General features: G+C 71.6%; 16 protein-coding genes, 1 pseudogene and 1 riboswitch. Of the genes and pseudogenes, 10 read left to right on the top strand and 7 right to left on the bottom strand.

What is annotated here, in order from left to right:
- Window positions 1-2,573: AAA family ATPase (locus ABZS54_RS36435; protein WP_355546085.1), on the bottom strand; the 2,573-nt coding region annotated here is incomplete at its 3' end.
- Between the two features lie 79 nt (window positions 2,574-2,652).
- The gene (locus ABZS54_RS36430) at window positions 2,653-3,231 is read right to left on the bottom strand and encodes a GNAT family N-acetyltransferase (protein ID WP_355546083.1); all 579 of its coding nucleotides are present in this window, start codon (window positions 3,229-3,231) and stop codon (window positions 2,653-2,655) included.
- Window positions 3,232-3,588: 357 nt separating this feature from the next.
- On the opposite strand from ABZS54_RS36430, the gene ABZS54_RS36425 reads away from it, so the two are divergent.
- Window positions 3,589-5,391 carry a glycosyl transferase gene (locus ABZS54_RS36425; protein WP_355546081.1) on the top strand — a complete coding sequence of 601 codons (1,803 nt, stop codon included), beginning with the start codon at window positions 3,589-3,591 and terminating at the stop codon, window positions 5,389-5,391.
- Window positions 5,392-5,492: 101 nt separating this feature from the next.
- On the opposite strand, the gene ABZS54_RS36420 is transcribed toward ABZS54_RS36425, so the two are convergent.
- Window positions 5,493-5,864 (bottom strand): hypothetical protein, encoded by a 372-nt coding sequence (locus ABZS54_RS36420; protein ID WP_355546079.1) that lies wholly within the window; start codon window positions 5,862-5,864, stop codon window positions 5,493-5,495.
- 290 nt (window positions 5,865-6,154) lie between these two features.
- Here ABZS54_RS36420 and ABZS54_RS36415 point away from each other — a divergent pair, with 290 nt between their 5' ends.
- Window positions 6,155-6,784, top strand: a complete 630-nt coding sequence (locus tag ABZS54_RS36415; protein WP_355546077.1) for a histone deacetylase — start codon at window positions 6,155-6,157, stop codon at window positions 6,782-6,784.
- A 25-nt stretch (window positions 6,785-6,809) separates the two neighbouring features.
- Here the strand turns inward: ABZS54_RS36415 and ABZS54_RS36410 are convergent, their stop codons facing one another.
- Entirely contained in the window at window positions 6,810-7,535 is a 726-nt protein-coding gene (locus tag ABZS54_RS36410) for a flavodoxin family protein (protein ID WP_355546075.1), read from the bottom strand.
- A 291-nt stretch (window positions 7,536-7,826) separates the two neighbouring features.
- Here ABZS54_RS36410 and ABZS54_RS36405 point away from each other — a divergent pair, with 291 nt between their 5' ends.
- The 3 genes and pseudogenes from ABZS54_RS36405 to ABZS54_RS36395 all read left to right on the top strand — a co-directional run.
- The gene (locus tag ABZS54_RS36405) at window positions 7,827-8,228 is read left to right on the top strand and encodes a hypothetical protein (RefSeq protein ID WP_355546073.1); all 402 of its coding nucleotides are present in this window, start codon (window positions 7,827-7,829) and stop codon (window positions 8,226-8,228) included.
- 3 nt (window positions 8,229-8,231) lie between these two features.
- Window positions 8,232-10,400 (top strand): DUF6571 family protein, encoded by a 2,169-nt coding sequence (locus ABZS54_RS36400; protein ID WP_355546072.1) that lies wholly within the window; start codon window positions 8,232-8,234, stop codon window positions 10,398-10,400.
- Window positions 10,401-10,633: 233 nt separating this feature from the next.
- Window positions 10,634-10,705, top strand: a pseudogene (locus tag ABZS54_RS36395) (DUF664 domain-containing protein); the annotation flags it as partial.
- A gap of 21 nt (window positions 10,706-10,726) precedes the next feature.
- Here ABZS54_RS36395 and ABZS54_RS36390 read toward each other — a convergent pair.
- Window positions 10,727-11,365, bottom strand: coding sequence for a hypothetical protein (locus tag ABZS54_RS36390; RefSeq protein ID WP_355546070.1), 639 nt, complete (start codon window positions 11,363-11,365; stop codon window positions 10,727-10,729).
- Window positions 11,366-11,588: 223 nt separating this feature from the next.
- Between ABZS54_RS36390 and ABZS54_RS36385 the strand changes: the two genes are divergently transcribed.
- The 3 genes from ABZS54_RS36385 (at window position 11,589) to ABZS54_RS36375 (ending at window position 13,298) form a co-directional block, all read left to right on the top strand.
- On the top strand, window positions 11,589-11,909 hold the full coding sequence (locus tag ABZS54_RS36385; RefSeq protein WP_355546068.1) for a multidrug efflux SMR transporter: 321 nt from the start codon (window positions 11,589-11,591) through the stop codon (window positions 11,907-11,909).
- Window positions 11,906-12,454 (top strand): TetR family transcriptional regulator, encoded by a 549-nt coding sequence (locus ABZS54_RS36380; protein WP_355546066.1) that lies wholly within the window; start codon window positions 11,906-11,908, stop codon window positions 12,452-12,454. Before ABZS54_RS36385 ends, ABZS54_RS36380 begins: the two co-directional genes overlap by 4 nt.
- 259 nt (window positions 12,455-12,713) lie before the next feature.
- Window positions 12,714-13,298: a TMEM165/GDT1 family protein gene (locus ABZS54_RS36375; protein WP_355546064.1), complete on the top strand. Its 585-nt coding sequence runs from the start codon at window positions 12,714-12,716 to the stop codon at window positions 13,296-13,298.
- 35 nt (window positions 13,299-13,333) lie between these two features.
- Here the strand turns inward: ABZS54_RS36375 and ABZS54_RS36370 are convergent, their stop codons facing one another.
- On the bottom strand, window positions 13,334-13,687 hold the full coding sequence (locus tag ABZS54_RS36370) for a hypothetical protein (RefSeq protein ID WP_355546062.1): 354 nt from the start codon (window positions 13,685-13,687) through the stop codon (window positions 13,334-13,336).
- Window positions 13,606-14,172 carry a hypothetical protein gene (locus ABZS54_RS36365; RefSeq protein WP_355546060.1) on the bottom strand — a complete coding sequence of 189 codons (567 nt, stop codon included), beginning with the start codon at window positions 14,170-14,172 and terminating at the stop codon, window positions 13,606-13,608. The genes ABZS54_RS36370 and ABZS54_RS36365 overlap by 82 nt, the downstream gene beginning before the upstream one ends.
- Before the next feature lie 120 nt (window positions 14,173-14,292).
- Here ABZS54_RS36365 and ABZS54_RS36360 point away from each other — a divergent pair, with 120 nt between their 5' ends.
- Window positions 14,293-15,258: an LLM class F420-dependent oxidoreductase gene (locus tag ABZS54_RS36360; RefSeq protein WP_355546058.1), complete on the top strand. Its 966-nt coding sequence runs from the start codon at window positions 14,293-14,295 to the stop codon at window positions 15,256-15,258.
- Between the two features lie 496 nt (window positions 15,259-15,754).
- Window positions 15,755-15,913: riboswitch (cyclic di-AMP (ydaO/yuaA leader) on the top strand.
- Window positions 15,914-15,919: 6 nt separating this feature from the next.
- Window positions 15,920-16,891 carry an NlpC/P60 family protein gene (locus ABZS54_RS36355; protein ID WP_355546056.1) on the top strand — a complete coding sequence of 324 codons (972 nt, stop codon included), beginning with the start codon at window positions 15,920-15,922 and terminating at the stop codon, window positions 16,889-16,891.
- Window positions 16,892-17,067 lie beyond the last annotated feature (176 nt).

Genomic DNA, 17,067 nt, shown 5'->3' with positions numbered 1-17,067 from the left:
TCACCGGGCCGCTTGTGGCATTCGCCATCCTGGAGATACGGCTGGGTGGTCGCCTCCCAGGCCGCGACCACGTCCTGCCACTGCGCGACTGTGTCGCCGCCCTCGGCCCGGTCCAGGTGCGCGACCAGCGTCAGGGCCTGTGTGCGGTCCAGCTCGCAGTGCACGGCCAGCGCGGCACCCGCCGCCCGGATCCGACCCGACTCGGCCCGGGTCGCCTCGGTGAGCTCGCCCTCGGCGTACGCGCGCGCCGCCTCGATCAGCAGCGGGAAGGCGAACCGCTGGTTGCCGACCCCGAAACCGGCTCGCAGTTCCGCGTCCAGCATCTCGCCCACCTCGGCCCGTCGGCCCAGCACCCGGGCAAGCGCGATCTCGGCGCCGGACTGCGGAATTCGGTGTTGCGCCTCCTGGTACATGCCGCGTGAGCTTTCCTGCGCATGCGTCAGGTGGCCGGCTGCCTCGGACACGTTGCCGCGGACCAGGTGGACCATGGCCAGCACACGTTCGGCGTGTCCGGTGGCGCATCCGTCGGCGTCGTACTCACGGATCTCGTCCACCGCCTTGGCCACCTCGTCCCAGCGGCCGAGCGAGAACAGGCTCTCCGCGAGGTTGCCCAGGACGAATGCCCCCGCGTTGCGGATCACGCCGCGGTCCCGGGACAGGTCCAGCGCCCGGCGGGCCGCCTCCACCGACTCGTCGTGTCGGCCGACCCCTTCCAAAACCGAGGCCCAGTTGCCGAGCACGTAGACGAGCGTGTCCGGCTTGCTCTCCTGCGCCGCCCCGGCGACCCGGACCGCCTCGAGCCCGTGCGCGAGGGCCTGCGACTCGTCGGGTTCGCCGCTCCCGGTGAGGAACCAGGACAACGTCTGGAGGGTGCCGGCGAGCATGTCCTGGTCGTCCAGGCGGCGGGTGATCTCCAGGACCTGCCGGGCGATCCGTATCGCCTCTACGGCGGCCCCCTCCAAAAAGTGCGCGCGGGCGATCCGGATCATCACGCTCGCGTACTCGATCGATTCCGGCCGGTCCTGCAACAGCCGTTCGGCGTGCTCCAGTTCGACCATGCCGGCACCACGGCCCAACCGGCTCAGCGTCTTCGCCCGCTGGGTCCACAGCGCCGCCGCTCGGGCCGGCTCGCGCTCCTCCTCGACCAGGTCCAACGCCTGGCGCAGCAAAGCCAGTTCGCGGTCGCCGGAGTTGTCGTAACGGGCCGCGACGATGGCGCCGTCCAGCACCTGAGCCAGCGTCGTGCCGGTCAGCCGCTCCGGATCGGGGACCTGGTCCCACATGGTGATCGCGCTCTCGTACAGCGCCCATGCCTCGCCGAAGGCGTATCGGTCGGCGGCGGCCGCCGCCGCGGTCACGCTCGCGGGCAGCGCCAGGGCCGGGCGGGCGGCGGCGATCCAGTAGTGGGCCCGGCGGTCCGCGTGGTCGCGGTGCGCCGGCAGTTCACCGCGCTCGACCAGGGTGTCCAGGGCCCCGGCGAACGCCGCGTACATCCGGGTGCGTTCGCCCGGAAGCAGGTCGCCCAGGGCCGCCTCGCGCACCAGCGCGTGCCGGAAGGAGTACCCCTCGCCGTCCGCCTCCGCCACCAGGACGTGTCCGGAGACCGCCGCGCGCAGCGCCGTCTCCAGCGTGTCCGGATCGAGGCCGGCCACCTCGGCGAGCAGCCGGTGCTCGACCCCGATGCCGCCCACGGCGGCCAGCCGCACCACCCGGCGGGCCTGCTCGGGCAGCTGCTCGATCCGGATCAGCAGCAGGTCGCGCAGCGTGTCGGAGAGGCCGACGAGCCGGCCGTCGCGGACCCCGGCGGCGAGTTCCTCGACAAAGAACGCGTTGCCCTCGGAGCGCTCGAACACCTGCTGGGTGAGGGCGCGCGAGGGGATGCCGCCGAGCAGGCCGGTCAGGTGTTCCTCGACCTGGGGCATGGTGAGTCGGCCGAGTTCGAGTCGGGTCACCGTGCGGATCCGCTCCAGTTCGGCGACCAGTCGGCGCATCGGGTGGCTGCGGTCCATCGCATCCGCACGCAGCGTGCCGACCAGCAGGATCCGGCCCCGGCGCAGCGAGCGAACCAGGAACGCGAGCAGTTCGCGGGTGGCCGAGTCGGCCCAGTGCAGGTCCTCGAAGGCGACGATCAGCGTGCGGTCCTCGCCGATCCGCTCCAGCAGGCGCAGCGCCGACTCGTACAGGCGGGCCCGCTCGGGCGCCGGGCCGTGGCCGGGTTCGGCGGCCAGGGTCGGCGAGATCCAGGCCAGTTCGCGGCGCCGGTCGCCGACCGCGGCATCGAAGTCGTCACCGAGCGCGTCGGCGAGAGTGCGCAGGATCGCCGAGAACGGCGCGAAGGGCAACCCCTCGGCACCCAGTTCGAGACACGCGCCGACCACGACCGAGGTCTGCTCGGCGCGCCCGACCGCCTGGGCCAGGAACTCCTCGAGCAACCGGGTCTTGCCGACCCCGGCCTCCCCGGTCGTCAACACGACCCGGGGCTCGCCTCGATCGGCCTCGCGAAGCGCTTCGACGAGTCGCCCCAACTCGGGCTCGCGTCCGACAAAGAGCGGCACACCGCCAGGAACAGTCACACGGCGCAGCTTCCCATGCGGCCCGCGGCGACGGGCAGAGCGGGTGGGTGGGCCGGCCCGGCAGCCGGGATGTGGGAGCTCATTCGGCGGTGGGCCCGGTCGCGGCTCGGATCCAGTCGGCTCGGGTGAGGGTGTACTCGACCTCGCCCGATTCGGAGCCCTCGATCGCCTCGGGCCAGTCGCCGAAATAGGTGCGCAGCAGGGTCAGGCCCGCCTTTTCCAGCACCCGTCGGGAACGCGTGTTCACCGTCATCGTGTGGGCGGTCACCTTCCGCACGCCGAGTTCGGTGAAGCCCTTGTCCAGCAGTGCCCGCGAGCCCTCGGTGGCGTAGCCGAGGCCCCACAGGGCGCGCCGCAGCCGATAGCCCAGCTCGACCACGTCCGCGCTGTCCTCGGCGACCGGCCGCAGTTCGAACCAGCCGACGAAACGGCCGCCGGTTCGCTCCCGCGCGGCCCAGAAGCCGCGGTTGCCCCAGGCCGGGTACTCACGCGTGAGCATGGGCAGGACCCGATCGCGGACGGTCTCGGGCGGGGTCGGTCGGCCGCCGGTGATGTGGCGCATCACCTCCGGATCGCGGCCGAGCTCGATCAGGTGCGGCAGATCGCGCGCGGTGACCGGCCGCAGTTCCAGCCGGGAGGTCTCCAGGAAGATCGACACCGGGCCATCCTCACCGACCGCGCCCGAACGAGCCGGCGAATTTCGCCGCGCCCCACGTCCCGTACCCCGCGCCCGGCGCCCGGCGCCCCGCGACGGCATCCCGCGCCGCCCGGGCAGGACAACCCCGCCGTCCGGCCGACCGGCCGGCTCTCGTAGCATGGCCGGCGATCAACCGCCGTAGCGCGCCCAGCCGGGTGCTTCGGTCCCGGTACGCGCCGCGGGGATCGCCCCCATCGGTCGAGATGCGCCTCGTCGCCGCTCCCCGACCGGGTGCCGCAGCGCGTTCGCCCGGTACGGGCGCCTCGCCCGGACCGCGTGCCCGTGGCGGGCAGCAGCCCCCGGAAGGACCCGACACGCATGCCCGTCGCCGAAACCCGGCAACGCACCCATCCCCAACTGCTCGTGCGTCGGATCTCCATCCGGCTGCGCGGCGGGCGCGCGGCGGACTGGTGGATCGGCGCCCTGTTCCTGGGCCTGGCGTGGTGGTTGTACAAGGACCTGTGGGCCGACCTCGACCGCGCCTACCTGGTCAACGGCGGCCAGGATCAGAACATGTGGGAGTGGTTCTTCGACGCCACCGCCGACGCGGTCCGCAACTTCCGCGACCCGCTGGTCTCGGACCTGCAGAACCATCCGCTGGGCGTGAACATGATGGCCAATACGGCCATGCTCGGCCTCGGCATTCCGCTGACCCCGGTCACCCTGCTCTTCGGCCCCACCACCACGTGGGCCCTGGTGCTCACCGGCGGCCTGGCCGGGAGCGCCTTCGCGTGGTACCGGTTGCTGGCCCGCCGACTGGTGCGCGGCACCCCGGCCGCGGCCATGGGCGGCGCGCTGTGCGGGTTCGCGCCGCCGATCGTCTCGCACGCCAACGCGCATCCGAATTTCGTCGTGCTGTTCGTGATCCCGCCGATCATCGAGATGCTGATCCGGCTCTGGCAGAACGAGCGGCCGATCCGCAACGGGGTCGTACTCGGGCTGCTGATCGCCTTCCAGATCTTCATCGGCGAGGAGCCGCTGCTGTTCGCCGCGGTCGGCCTGGTGGTGTTCGGCACCGTATACGCGCTCAACTCGCCGGACGCGGCGCGGGCGGCGGCCCGGCCGTTGGGAACCGGGCTGCTGATCGGCGCCGCGGTGTCGCTGACGCTGGTCGCCTACCCGCTGTGGGTGCAGTTCTTCGGACCGCAGCACTACTCCACACTCGACCACGAGTCGGGCAACGATCTGGCCGCGTTCACCGCGTACGCGAGCGACTCGCTCGGCGGCAATCGGGCCGGCGCGGCGGCACTGTCCGAGGGGACCACCGAGGAGAACGCGTTCTTCGGCTGGCCGCTGGTGATCCTCACCCTCCTCCTGGTGGCCTGGTTGCGCCGACTGGCGGTCGCCCGCGCCGCGGCGATCACCGCGGCGGTGGCGGCGCTGCTGTCGCTGGGCCTGAACGTCGTGGTCGACCACGACGACACCGGCCTGCCGGGTCCGTGGCGGTTGCTGAACGAGCTGCCCCTGTTCGAGTCGATCCTGGAATCGCGCTTCGCGCTGGTCTGCGTCCCGGCCGTCGCGGTACTGCTGGCGCTGGCCACCGACCGGGTCCTCGACTCGGCCCGGTCCGTCGCCAAGGGGCGCGTGGTCCTGGTCCGGCTGATCTGGGTGGAGGTGCTGACCCTGGTGCTGCTGCCGATCGCGCCCACGCCGCTGGACGTCCAGGACCGGCGGCCGGTGCCCGAGTTCTTCGCGGACGGTGGGTGGCGTCCGTACGTGGACGACGGGTCCGTCGTGGTGGTGCCGCTGCCCAGCGTCGGCGACGCCGCCGCGCTGCACTGGCAGAGCGTGGCCGATCTGGGCTTCCCGCTCGCGGAGGGTTACTTCGTCGGTCCGTGGGGTCCCGATCGGATCGGCGTCTACGGAGCGGACTACAGCCCGACCTCGGCACTGCTGGGCCGGGTCGCCTCCAAGGGCACGGTCCCGGAGATCACCGAGGAGCAGCGCCGCGAGGCCCGCGCGGACCTGGCCCGCTGGCGGGCCGACGTGGTGGTGCTGCCCGAGCACCGCCATGGGGCCGAACTCGCGGCGACACTGACCGCCCTGCTGGGGCCGGGTCGGCAGGTGGCCGACGTACAGGTGTGGGACGTGCGGCACCTGGACGGGCCGGCGGCGCGGTAGAGCGCGGTCGCTCGGCTGCTCGGTTGCTCGGTTGTTCGATCGCTCGGTTGTCGGGTTGCTCGTGAGACCAATTGCACTCGTGGAGGACCGGCGTCGTGCCGCTACCGGGCGTCGGTGGGGGTCGCCGCCTCGTCCAGCTCGATCCTGAGCACCAGTGCGGCAGAGTCGCCGGCGACCTCCGCGCCGGGACGCTCCAGTCGGTAGCTCAGCGTCACCTCGCCGCCCGCGTGCGGGAGGATCTCGGCGGCGGGCACCTTGAACAGGATCGGTCGGCCGAGCGCGTGGCTCGTGATCGGCACGCAGACGGTGAAGGCCGCGGTGTCCGGGCCGTGCCAGGAAAGGGTCAGCAGGTCCCCCACCGCCATGTCGGGGTAGGGGTCCACCCGGATGGTCGCCTCCAGCGGAACGTGGTGGGCATCGAGGACGTCCGCGACGGCTTGGTCGACGGTGGGCGGCGGCAACGGATCGGGCATCCTGGGCTCCTTCGCGGTGCCTGCGCGGCGGCGACGGCACCATCGGCCGCGGCCCGACACGCACGGGACTTCGATTCCGGTCCCGGCCGAACTCGGTCGACCCGGCGACCGGCCGGACTCGGCGCGTACTCACAGTTGCCCCGAACCGCGCCACCCATCCGCGCATTCACGCCCTCGGCCCCGCCCGGCCCCGCCCGCGCCGCTCGTTCGGCGCACGACGGCACGCGCGGAGCGAGCCCTCCCGCGAGGCAATCGCCACCGGTGCCACACCCGGCACTAGGCTGCGGCGGGTGGGTCGCGACCTGGTCTGGTATGCCGCGTACGGGTCCAACATGCACGCCGCGCGCCTGGACTGTTACCTGCGCGGCGGCCGACCGCCCGGCGGTGTGCGCACCTATCCCGGCTGCCGGGACCCCTCCGCACCGCGCGCCACGCGCCCGGTGGTGCTGCCGGGCCGGATGTACTTCGCCTTCGAATCGAAGAACTGGACCGGCGGACTCGCCCTGTACGACCCGCTGGATCCGGGCCGCACCCCCGCCCGGGCCTATCTGCTCACCAGATCGCAGTTCGGCGACCTGGCCGCTCAGGAGATGTACCGCGCGCCCGGAGTCGACCCGGACCTGAGCACGCTCGCGACCACCGGACGGGCCACGCTGGGGCCGGGTCGCTACGAGACGGTCGTTCGGGTGGGCGCCGCCGACGGGCATGCGATCCTCGCCCTGACCGCCCCGTGGCGCAGCGCCGACGCGCCGTGGAACGCCCCGGCCGCCGCCTACCTGCAGCATCTGAGGGCCGGCCTCGCCGAGGCGCACGGCTGGTCCGCCCGCCGCGCCGCGCGCTACTTGGCCGGCTGCCCGGGCGCGGCCGGCACCTGGACCGCCGAGGCGATCGCCGCGCTGCCGGCACTGCCGACGTCATAGCGCCGGCAGCCCTACGGCGTCGGGTTCAGCGATAGTCCGGGTTCTCGAAGTCGTATCGACACCCCGCCTCCCAGCCCGCGCGCTGGTTGCCGTAGGCCGGGACCCCGCCCGCGTTCTTGAGCATGCGGGCCAGGTGCATCAGGTTCCAGGTCATGAACGTCGTGTTGCGATTGGTGAAGTCGTTCTCCGGACCGCCCGAACCCGGGTCCAGATAGGACGCCCCCGGCCCGACCTCGCCGATCCAGCCGGCGTCCGCCTGCGGCGGGATGACGTAGCCCAGGTGTTGGAGGCTGTACAGCACGTTCATCGCGCAGTGCTTGACGCCGTCCTCGTTGCCGGTGATCAGGCAACCGCCGACCCGCCCGTAGTACGCGTACTGCCCCGCGTCGTTGAGCAGGCCCGAGCACCCGTACAGCCGCTCCACCACGCGCTTGAGCACCGAGCTGTTGTCGCCCAACCAGATCGGCCCGGCCAGGACCAGGATGTCTGCGGCCGACACCCGCTCGTACAGCGCCGGCCACTCGTCGCCGGGCCAACCCCGGTCGCTCATGTCCGGCCACACGCCGGTGGCGATTTCGTGGTCGACCGCGCGGAATTCGTCCACCGTGACCCCGTGTCGGGTCATGATGCCGCGGCTGAGGTCCACGAGCCCCTGGGTGTTGCTGACCTCGGGTGAGCGCTTGAGCGTGCAATTGACGAACAGTGCTCGCAGGTCGTCGTAGCGGGCCGGTGGTGGTCCGTTGTCGGTCATCCGAGGCTCCCGGGGTCTGCGTCGACGGGTACCCCGACAGCGTCTCCCGCTCGCCCCTGGATCGCCGGTACATCCACCCGAGCCCGCGCGGGCAGAGGTATGTCACCCACTCGGGCGGCACTGGCCACGGGGACCGGCACGCCCGTCGAGCGCCCGTCGTCGAGATCCCGATCCGGCATCTTCCACCCGGATGTCCACGCACTGGTTGATCAAGCCGGGCCCGGTGGTCTTGGATGGCCGGGTACCACAGGTGTATGACACGTATCGCACTGGTGACTCGGGGGTTACACCATGACGACCGACTTCGACTCGATAATCAATCCGGGGATGCCCCGGTTGGCCAAGAGTCCCTACGCCGCGACGAACACGCCCAACCCGCGCCCGGGTTGCGCGCCGCAGGCGCCGGACGTGCACGTCGAGCCCGGCACGCTCGACTCCGCAGCCGGCCGACTGCGGGAGATCGCGGGCGACTTCCGCAGTACCGGCCTCAAGGGCGTCACCGCGCTGGAGCCGGCGTCCAAGGCACTGGCCGGCTTCGATCTGGCCAAGGCGCTGGACGGCGCGCACACGGCCTGGCACGACCGCACCATCGCGGTGGCCGACACCCTCGCGGGCCGGGCAGGCAATCTGAACACCACGGCGAGCAACTGGCGCAGCACCGAGAAAACCGTCTGCACGACGTTCGGAGGCTGAGCCGTGGTCGACTTCATCCACCTGCGCGATGTCGACCTGGGCACGCTGACCACCGCCGCCGAGGTGTGGGCCACGCTGCCCGACCGCATGCACACCCAGCACGGCGACGTGGACCGGGACGTGGTCTCCCCGCTGGCGGGCGGCGCCTGGAAGGGCTCCGACGCGAACACCGGGATCGGCGAACTGCGCACCATGTCGGGACAGATCGAGGACGCGCACACCGAGGCGGCGGCGCTGCGCACCGTGCTGCTCGACGCCGCGAGCGACCTCAAGACCGCGAAGGAACACCTGACCAAGGCGATCGCCGAAGCGGCCGACCGGAAGCTGACCGTGGACGACAGCGGCGGCGTGCACTGGACGGCGCCGTCGTACGCACGCAACCTGCCGCCGGACGACTACGACGCGGTGACCAAACCGCTCAAGGAGGCGGCGCAGGGCATCTCGGACCGGATCGCCAAGGCGCTGACCGAGGCCACGGCCGCCGACCAGCGTGCCGCGTTCGCGTTGAACGCGGACACCCGCGGCGAGGACCCGAAGAAGTTCAACGGCAAGGCGGTCGGCGCGGGTCCGGCCCAGGACGCCCGCCGGGCGACCGACCTGGCCAACCGGCTGATGATGCTCAGCCCGGCCGAGCGCGGAGAACTGCGCAATCTGCTCGCCGCCAACGCCGACGATCCGGCGTTCGGTACGCCGTTCCTGAACCAACAGGGTCCGCGCGGCACGCTGTGGCTGGCGGGCATGATCGCCAAGCTGGGTGCGGGCAGCGACGTGCCCAAGGACCAGCAGGAGGATCTCAAGGCCATCCAGGCCGATCTGGGCCGGGTGTTGGCCGCCGGGACCGGCAAGGGGCCCGGACCGCACGTCGATCAGAATTGGATCGACGAACTCAAGCGGGCCGGCCGGGAGAAGACCGACATCGGGCTGTATTCGTTTCAGCCCTACGGTTACCAACTCCTGGGTACGCTGCTGGACACCGGGCATCAGGACACCGATTTCCTGCGCCAGATCGGCCAGGACATGCGTGCCATGGAGCGGGACGATCCCGCGGTGTGGCTCAAGAACACCCCGTCGGGCGCGATGTACAACGGGTTCCGGCTCGACATCACCGATGGGCACGGCGCCGGGCTCGACCCGATGACCGGCCTGATGGCCGCGTTCGGCAACAACCCGGAGGCCGCGAAGGAGTTCTTCGATCCGGCCAAGCACCCGGGCGAGGTTGCCTACATGCTCAAGGACCGGCACTGGTTGATGGACTGGGACGGCGCCGGGCCGATTCCCAAGGGCTACAACCCGCCCGGCTACGACCAGTTGGGACGCGCGTTGGAGGCCGCGTCCACCGGCCTGCTGCCCACCGGGGGCTACGGCCTGCCCGGTGGCGACCACCCCGTGCACGACGAGACGATGAAGCAGATCATCCGCGACACCGTCTCGGCGCTGGGTGGGGAAGACGGGAAGCAGGGCAAGTTCCCGGCGATCATGCGCGACAGCGTGGGCAACATGGTCGCGTCGTACATGGGCGACGGCGTGTACGACCAACTCGTGGCCAAGGACGGCCGGAACGGTGCGATGTTCCATGATCAGGACCTGATGCGGGTGATCACCGCCGCCGGCACCGACCCCGAGGCCTTCGCGGTCATGCACGGCGCCACCGTCAACCATGCCGCCGACGTGTTGGCCCATCATCCGGTGGTCAAGGCGCCGGGTGCGCTGCCGGCCATGGACGTCGACGCCCGGCAGGCGTTCAACGCGCTCGGGACCATGGACGGCCTACGCGACGAGTCGATCGTCGCGGCGCGTGAGGCGGGGGTCACCGAGGCCACCTGGAACCGCAAGTTCCAGTACCAGACGAGTGCGCAAATCCTCAGCTACATCCCGCACGTCGGCATCCCCGCCGGCCGGATGATGGACTGGTACACGGCGCACGCACTGGCCGCGGACACCGCTGGGCTCGAACACGGTTCGGGCCTCAGTCGCACCGAGAACTACTGGAGCGGCTGGGTCGAGTTCGACGGCGATGGCCGAGGAGTACGCGCGGGCGAACAATGCCGGCCCCGAGGAGATCGCCGACCTCGCCGAGGACCGCCGGTCCAACGCGATGGACGTCGCGCCGCGCCGTCTCGGGCGCAAGTAGGCGGGAATTGCGGCAACTCGCCTGTCCCGCGTCGGGTGTGAGCGCCGGCGCGGGACGGGCGCCGGGCGGTCCGGGTCCAAGCCCCGGGAAGCTCGGGTGGCTCGGGTGGCTCGGGTGACGCGCCGCAGTGGGGCGGTCCGGCGGTCCGGCCGGCTCGACTGCGGCGCATCGTCCCGTTCACAGTCCGAGCCGACGCCGACGCGCTCGACCGGCCCGGGTCCGGCATGCCGTCGGCCGCTGTCGGCGCCGCCCGGCAGACTCGAACCTTTCCCCTGCCGAGTACGCCCGCCACAACGGCCACGCCGACCTCCTGCGCGAACGCCTCGACGGCGCCGCCGGCGTCTGAGCTCTCCCCGACCCGAGGCGGCTACCGCCGACCGCCCCTGCCGGCGGCCACACGCCGATCGGCGCCGCCCCCGGCTCCACGTCCCCCACCGGCCCCGTCGACGCGCAGGTGCGGGCGGGTCCAGGGGCGGTCATCGGCCAGGTGTGCCGCCTCGGCGGCGCGCCACAGCCGCCAGAACCAGGCCACCCCGGGGCCGTCCCGATCCAGGGTGCGAGCGGCGGCAAGTTCGGCAGGGGTGTCGACACGGATCCGCAGCGCACTCACCGAACCGAGTTCGCGCCGTGCCGCGCCGACACCCTCCAGGATCAACACCGGCGCGGCCGGCACCTCGCTGTAGCCGCTGACCCGATAGCCGGCCCAGTCGTAGGTGTCGCAGCGGGTCGCCTCACCCCGGGCGAGCGGTTCGAGCAACTGAGCGCGCAGTCGCGGCAGCCAGCCGAAGAAGTCCCCGGGCCGGGCGAAGTCGTCCAGACGCACCACCGGCGCACCCCCCAGCCGCACGGCGAGCGCATCGGCGAGCGTGGACTTGCCGGACCCGCCGATCCCGTCGACCGCAACCAACCGGGTTCCACCGACCGACGGCGGCAACCCAATGGCACACGCGGCGAGTCGAGCGGCCTCCACGCCCCAGTGCGGATCATCCGGCCGTTCGATGGACACCGAGGCACCCTACCGCCCGATTCGCCCGGTTCAGGGGGCGGGGTTGGCGGCTGCGGGGGCCCGACCTGGGGCGGAGGCGATCCGGCGGCGGGGCCGGGGCGAAACGAACGTCCGCGCCGGAGGGCCTACACCCGGCGCCCTCGACATCCCCCGTCACGGGACTTGTACATTTGTACTTGTACATTTGTACTTGTACGTCTGTACTACTCGGAGGGAGAGGCTCGTGGCCTGGCTGTTCCTGGGACTGGCGATCTCGTGTGAGGTGATCGCGACCAGTCTGCTCAAGAGCACCGAGGGCTTCACCCGGCTGTGGCCGACCCTGACGTGTCTGGCCGGGTACGCGGCGGCCTTCTACCTGCTGACGCTGTCGTTGCGGCAGTTGCAGGTGGGCACGGCGTACGCGATCTGGTCCGGCCTGGGGACCGTGGCGATCGCGCTGGTCGGGGCGATGTTCCTGAACGAGCCGGTGACGCTGCTCAAGGGGTTCGGGATGGCGCTGGTGATCGCGGGCGTGGTGGTGCTGAACCTGGGCGGTGCGCATTGACCGCGACCCGTGATCCCGAGGGCCGGCGGCTGCGGATCGTGCGGGGTGCCTGCGAGGTGATCGCCGAGGTGGGCGTGGGCAACACCACGCATCGCCTGGTCGCGGCCCGAGCCGGTGTCCCGCTGGGGGCGACCACGTACTACTTCGCGTCGCTCGACGACCTGGTCGCCGCGGCGCTCGCGCACGCGTCGGCGGAGACGGTGGCGCTGCTGGACGAGTGGGTGCGGCGGGCCCGCGATGCGAAGGACCTGCCGGGAGTGCTCACTGCGCTCACCGCCGAATACCTCGCGGACCGCTCGCGTGCGCTGGTCGAGTACGAGTTGTACCTGGCGGCGGCTCGCAGCCCGCAGCTGCGCGGGTTCGCCCTGGCGTGGGTCGAGGGGGTCGGCGACTTCCTGTCCGCCCGGGTCGGACCGCGGGCGGCTGCGGCGGCGCTCGCGGTGTTGGACGGCACGATGTTGCAGGTACTCACGCTGGGCGCAGCGCTGGACGAGGAGCAACTGCGCTGGTCGCTGGAACGGGTCCTGGGATCGGCCGTGTCGTGACCGGCCGGATGGCGAGGTGCGGTAGGGTCGGCGCCGGCGAAGGGGAGTAGCCCCGCAAACCGGTCGTCGACATGCTGGAGTCCACGGACTCCCGGTGGCCGGGCCCGTGCTTCGTGCGGGCGGGCGAGACCTTCGGCCAGGTATCGACGCATCCGCGTTCTTCGCGGGTGCACCCGTCGTGCCGGGCCGAGTGGTCCTCCGGTCGCCGAGCGGCGCCTTCGTGAAGACCCGGGCCCGGCTCTCGCAGAAAGCCACCCGGATGCACCTCGACCCTCTGGCGATCCTGACCGCCTTCGGGCTGATCTTCCTCGCCGAACTCCCGGACAAGACGATGTTCGCGTCGCTTGCCATGGGCACCCGCATGCGACCGCTGTACGTCTGGTTCGGCACCTCGACCGCGTTCGTCGTGCACGTCGCGATCGCCGTCGGCGCGGGCGGTCTGCTCGGCCTCCTTCCCGGCTGGATCGTCAAGCTCGTCTCCGCCGCGCTGTTCGGCTTCGGCGCCTTCATGCTGCTGCGCGGCGGGGCCGGCGACGACGACGAGGGCAGCGCGGGCAAGACCGTGACCGGTTTCGGGCCGGTCTTCTCGACCGCGTTCATGGCCGTGTTCATCAGCGAATGGGGTGACCTCACCCAGATCACCACCGCCAACCTGGCGGCCACCAACGGCACCTGGTCCACCGCGATCGGCTCGGCCGCGGCGCTGATGTCGGTCTCCGCGCTGGCCCTGCTCGCGGGACGGTTCGTCGCCAAGCGGGTCCCGCTCCGGACCGTGCAGCGGATCGGCGGCGTGTGCATGCTCGGACTGGCGATCTGGTCCCTGGTGGAGGGGTTCGCGGGCTGACCCGCCGGCGTTGCCGGTCGCCCGGGCGCGCCCGGTCAGCTCGACGACGGCGTGGGTAGGGGCGGTAGCAGGGACGAGCGCACGGTCGGCGGCATGCTCCGGAGTTCCGCGATCCGGGCCCGGCCGGCCATGGTCTGCGCGGCGAGGGACTTGGCGAACAGTCGCGGTACGAGGGCGATCAGCGCGAAGAAGACGACCGCGGCGTGGCTCGGGGAGCCGCCCACCGCCTCGGCGACGCTGAAGACGATGCCGAGCAGCAGGACGACGCACGGGCCGCCGGTGCCGCGCGGGTCGACGTCCTGCTCGGTCAGCAGGAGGCCGTCCTGTTCCAGCCGAGCCCGCGCCGGTCGCCATCCGGCGGTCGGTCCGGACCGCGCGACGGCGTCCACGACCGGCCCGACCAAGGCGGTGCGCGCCGGGCCCACCGCATCGAAGACCGTGCGCTCGATCTCGTCGTCCGGCTGGGCGCGAGCAGGCTGATGCGACGATCCGCACCGATAACCGCCTGCCGACGGCGATGCATCGCCACGAGCGCGACCCGGGCGAACCGGGTCGAACCGCCCACCAGCAGCGCGATCTCCCAGACGTCGAGGAGACGCCCGGCGGTGGGCGGCTCGGGGCGCCTGCGCAGCCGGTACGCGCGCCGGAAGCGGAGCAGCCAGGCGACCACGAAGTAGCCCAGGCAGACCAGCGCCAGGACCAGGTACAGCCGAGCCGGACCGGTCGGCGCGGACCAGTCCGTCAGATCCCGGCCCGCCTGCGGGTTTGTCGACGCCCACGCCGTTCCCGTCGCAACGCTCTCGCGCACTGCGGCGATCATGCCCCACCCCCGGTGTTCCCGATCGGCGTACTCGTCGGCTACGCCTGTGCGCACCACAGTGCCGCCTCGTCGCACGCATATCCGGTGGAAACCCCTCGGTCCCGATGCGGGTCGTGGAGCAGCGCGGGCATCGCGGGTGTGTTTTCGGCCGAGCCGGTCGGGCACCCGCGTCCCATGGTGAAAATCGGCTACACGATGATGACCGAGCAGGCCGGGCCCAAGGATCTGGTCGAGCACGTGGTGCACGCGGAGCAGGTCGGGTTCGACTTCTCGGTGTCCTCGGACCACTACTTTCCATGGCTGGACGCGCAGGGCCACGCGTCGTACGCGTGGAGCGTGCTGGGCGCGGCGGCACAGGCCACGTCGCGAATCCCGTTGATGACGTACGTGACGTGTCCGACGATGCGTTATCACCCGGCGGTGGTGGCGCAGAAGGCCGCCACCATGCAGTTGTTGTCGGACGGGCGGTTCCGGCTCGGACTCGGCTCCGGCGAGAATCTGAACGAGCACGTGATCGGCGGCGGGTGGCCGGCGGCGGACGTGCGGCAGGAAATGCTCGGCGAGGCGGTGCAGATCATCCGGGCGCTGTTCGCGGGCGGATACGTCAACCATCACGGCACCCACTTCGACGTCGAGTCCGCGAAGTTGTGGGATCTCCCGGAGCGACCGCCCCCGATCGGCGTCGCGGTCTCCGGCGAGCAGGGCTGCGCACTGGCCGGGCAAATAGCCGATCTGGTCATCGCGACCGAGCCCCGGGGTGAGCTGTTGGCCGAATTCGATCGGCACGGCGGCGCGGGCAAGCCTCGGGTGGGCCAGTTGCCGGTGAGCTACGACCCCGACCGGGATGCCGCGATCGCGCGGGCCCACGAACAGTTCCGCTGGTTCGGGGGTGGCTGGAAGGTCAACTCCGAGCTTCCCGGCACTGCGGGCTTCGCGGACGCGACGCGGTTCGTCCGGCCGGAGGACGTGGCCGAGTCGATTCCGTGCGGCGACGACGTGGGCGCGTTCGTCGACGCGGTGCGCGCGTACGCGGAGGCCGGGTTCACCGAGGTCGCGCTCGTCCAGATCGGCGGTGAGACCCAGCACGCATTCCTGGACTGGGCTCGGGACAAGCTCTTGGCCGCGCTGCGCGAGCTGTGACGGCAAGGGGCTGCGCAGGCGGGGGGCTGCGCAGGCGGGGGCGTCCGACCGACGCCGACTTCCGCGGCCCGGCTCGTCGCAGCGAGGGGCGCGCGTCGGCCCGAGCGGCATCGGCGTGGAGCGGATCGCTTGATCACCGGTATATCCGGCATGTCCATCCGGTCGAACCGCCCGAAATGTGATGTAGATCGCATGGATATAACGGACATAAATTATATAACCGACTTCACGTAGTAATTCATTTCCCATGATCCACAACGAATCTCGATTATTTTCCGTGACCGAACGATCACGCCACTCTCCGAGATACGCCCTCGTCACCACCGGTGCATCGGGTCGGGCTCGGGCGAGATGTCGCCTTTATTCCGCCTTTACACCGGAGGCAAAGTCGGCGTTTCGGTTGTGATCCGGCATCCGCATTGCCTACCTTTCTCGCCGATTCACCTTTCGGGTGAACCCCGCCGCCGGTACGCCGAATCCCGTCGCCGGCAGCGGGAGGTCTACATCGAAGAATCCGACGGGAGCGGGGGAACCAGGTGGATCGCCGTGGCCGGGATCGTTCCGGCGACGGCTAGGGGTGAAGTCGCGTGTCCCGCGACCGGGCTGCTCCAGTCCGAATCCGACAGCTCACCTCGTAGGCGACAGGAGAGGACCCCATTTCATGCTGTCCGCAAACGCTCGCCATCGTGCCGCTCGACCCGCCAACGTCCGCCGCTTCGTCGCGGCGGTGGGCATCGCCGGCATGGGTGTCGTGATCCCGGTCGCCACTGCCGGCACCGCCCAGGCGTCCGCCCCCTCCACCTCCGAGCAGGTCCCCTCCGGCGCCTCCGCCGTACTGTCGGCGGCCCCGACCGCCGCGGTCGAGTCCGCCCCGGTCCAGGCCGCGCCCGCCGCGCAGGAGACCGCCGCACCCGCCGACAAGGCCGGTTACGTGGTCAAGGCCGGTGACACGCTGTTCGGGCTCGCCCAGACCAACCGGATCACCGGCGGCTGGCAGAGCCTGTACGAACTCAACCGCGACGTGCTCCCGTCCGGCCCGGACCTGATCGAGATCGGGCAGACCCTCAAGCTGACCGGCTCGGCGCCCGCGCTGTCCAAGGCCGCCGCCCCGGCCCAGCCGAGCATCAAGGTGCAGCCGAAGACCGGCGTCACCCCCGGCAAGACCGCCACCAAGCCGTCGGCCGAGGTGTCGGTCAAGCCCGCCGCCAAGGCCCCCGCCAAGCCCGCCACCGGCGGCTCGAAGGGCAACCAGGCGCCGACCGGCGGCTCGTCCGCCGCGTCGAGCAGCAGGGCCGCCCAGGCCGTGGCCTTCGCCAAGGCGCAGATCGGCAAGCCGTACGTGTACGGCGCCACCGGCCCGAACGCGTACGACTGCTCGGGTCTGGTCCAGGCCGCGTACAAGTCCGCGGGCATCTCGCTGCCGCGTGTGACCAACGACCAGTTCGCCGCCGACCCGCACGTGTCGATCGCCAACCTGCAGCCCGGCGACCTGGTGTTCTTCTACTCGGGCATCAGCCACGTCGGCATCTACATCGGCGACGGCAAGATGGTGCACGCCGCCAACCCGCGCAAGCCGATCGAGATCGCCTCGATCAACACCATGCCGATCGCCGGCGCCACCCGCCCGGTCTGATCACCCCGAAGACCGCCGCAGGCGGTGCTGCCGTGATCGAGGACCTTCACCGGTTCTCGGCGCCCGGCGCCGGTACTCGGCCACGGCAGCACCGGACAACCGCATAGCGGGACGCGCATCCGGCCCGGGGCCCCCCCCCACCCCTACCTGGGCCCGGCGCCCCCCCCGATACGCAA

Source organism: Embleya sp. NPDC005575, assembly GCF_040605455.1.
Classification (GTDB): Bacteria; Actinomycetota; Actinomycetes; order Streptomycetales; family Streptomycetaceae; genus Embleya.
This window is presented reverse-complemented; position numbering and strand designations above follow the sequence as displayed.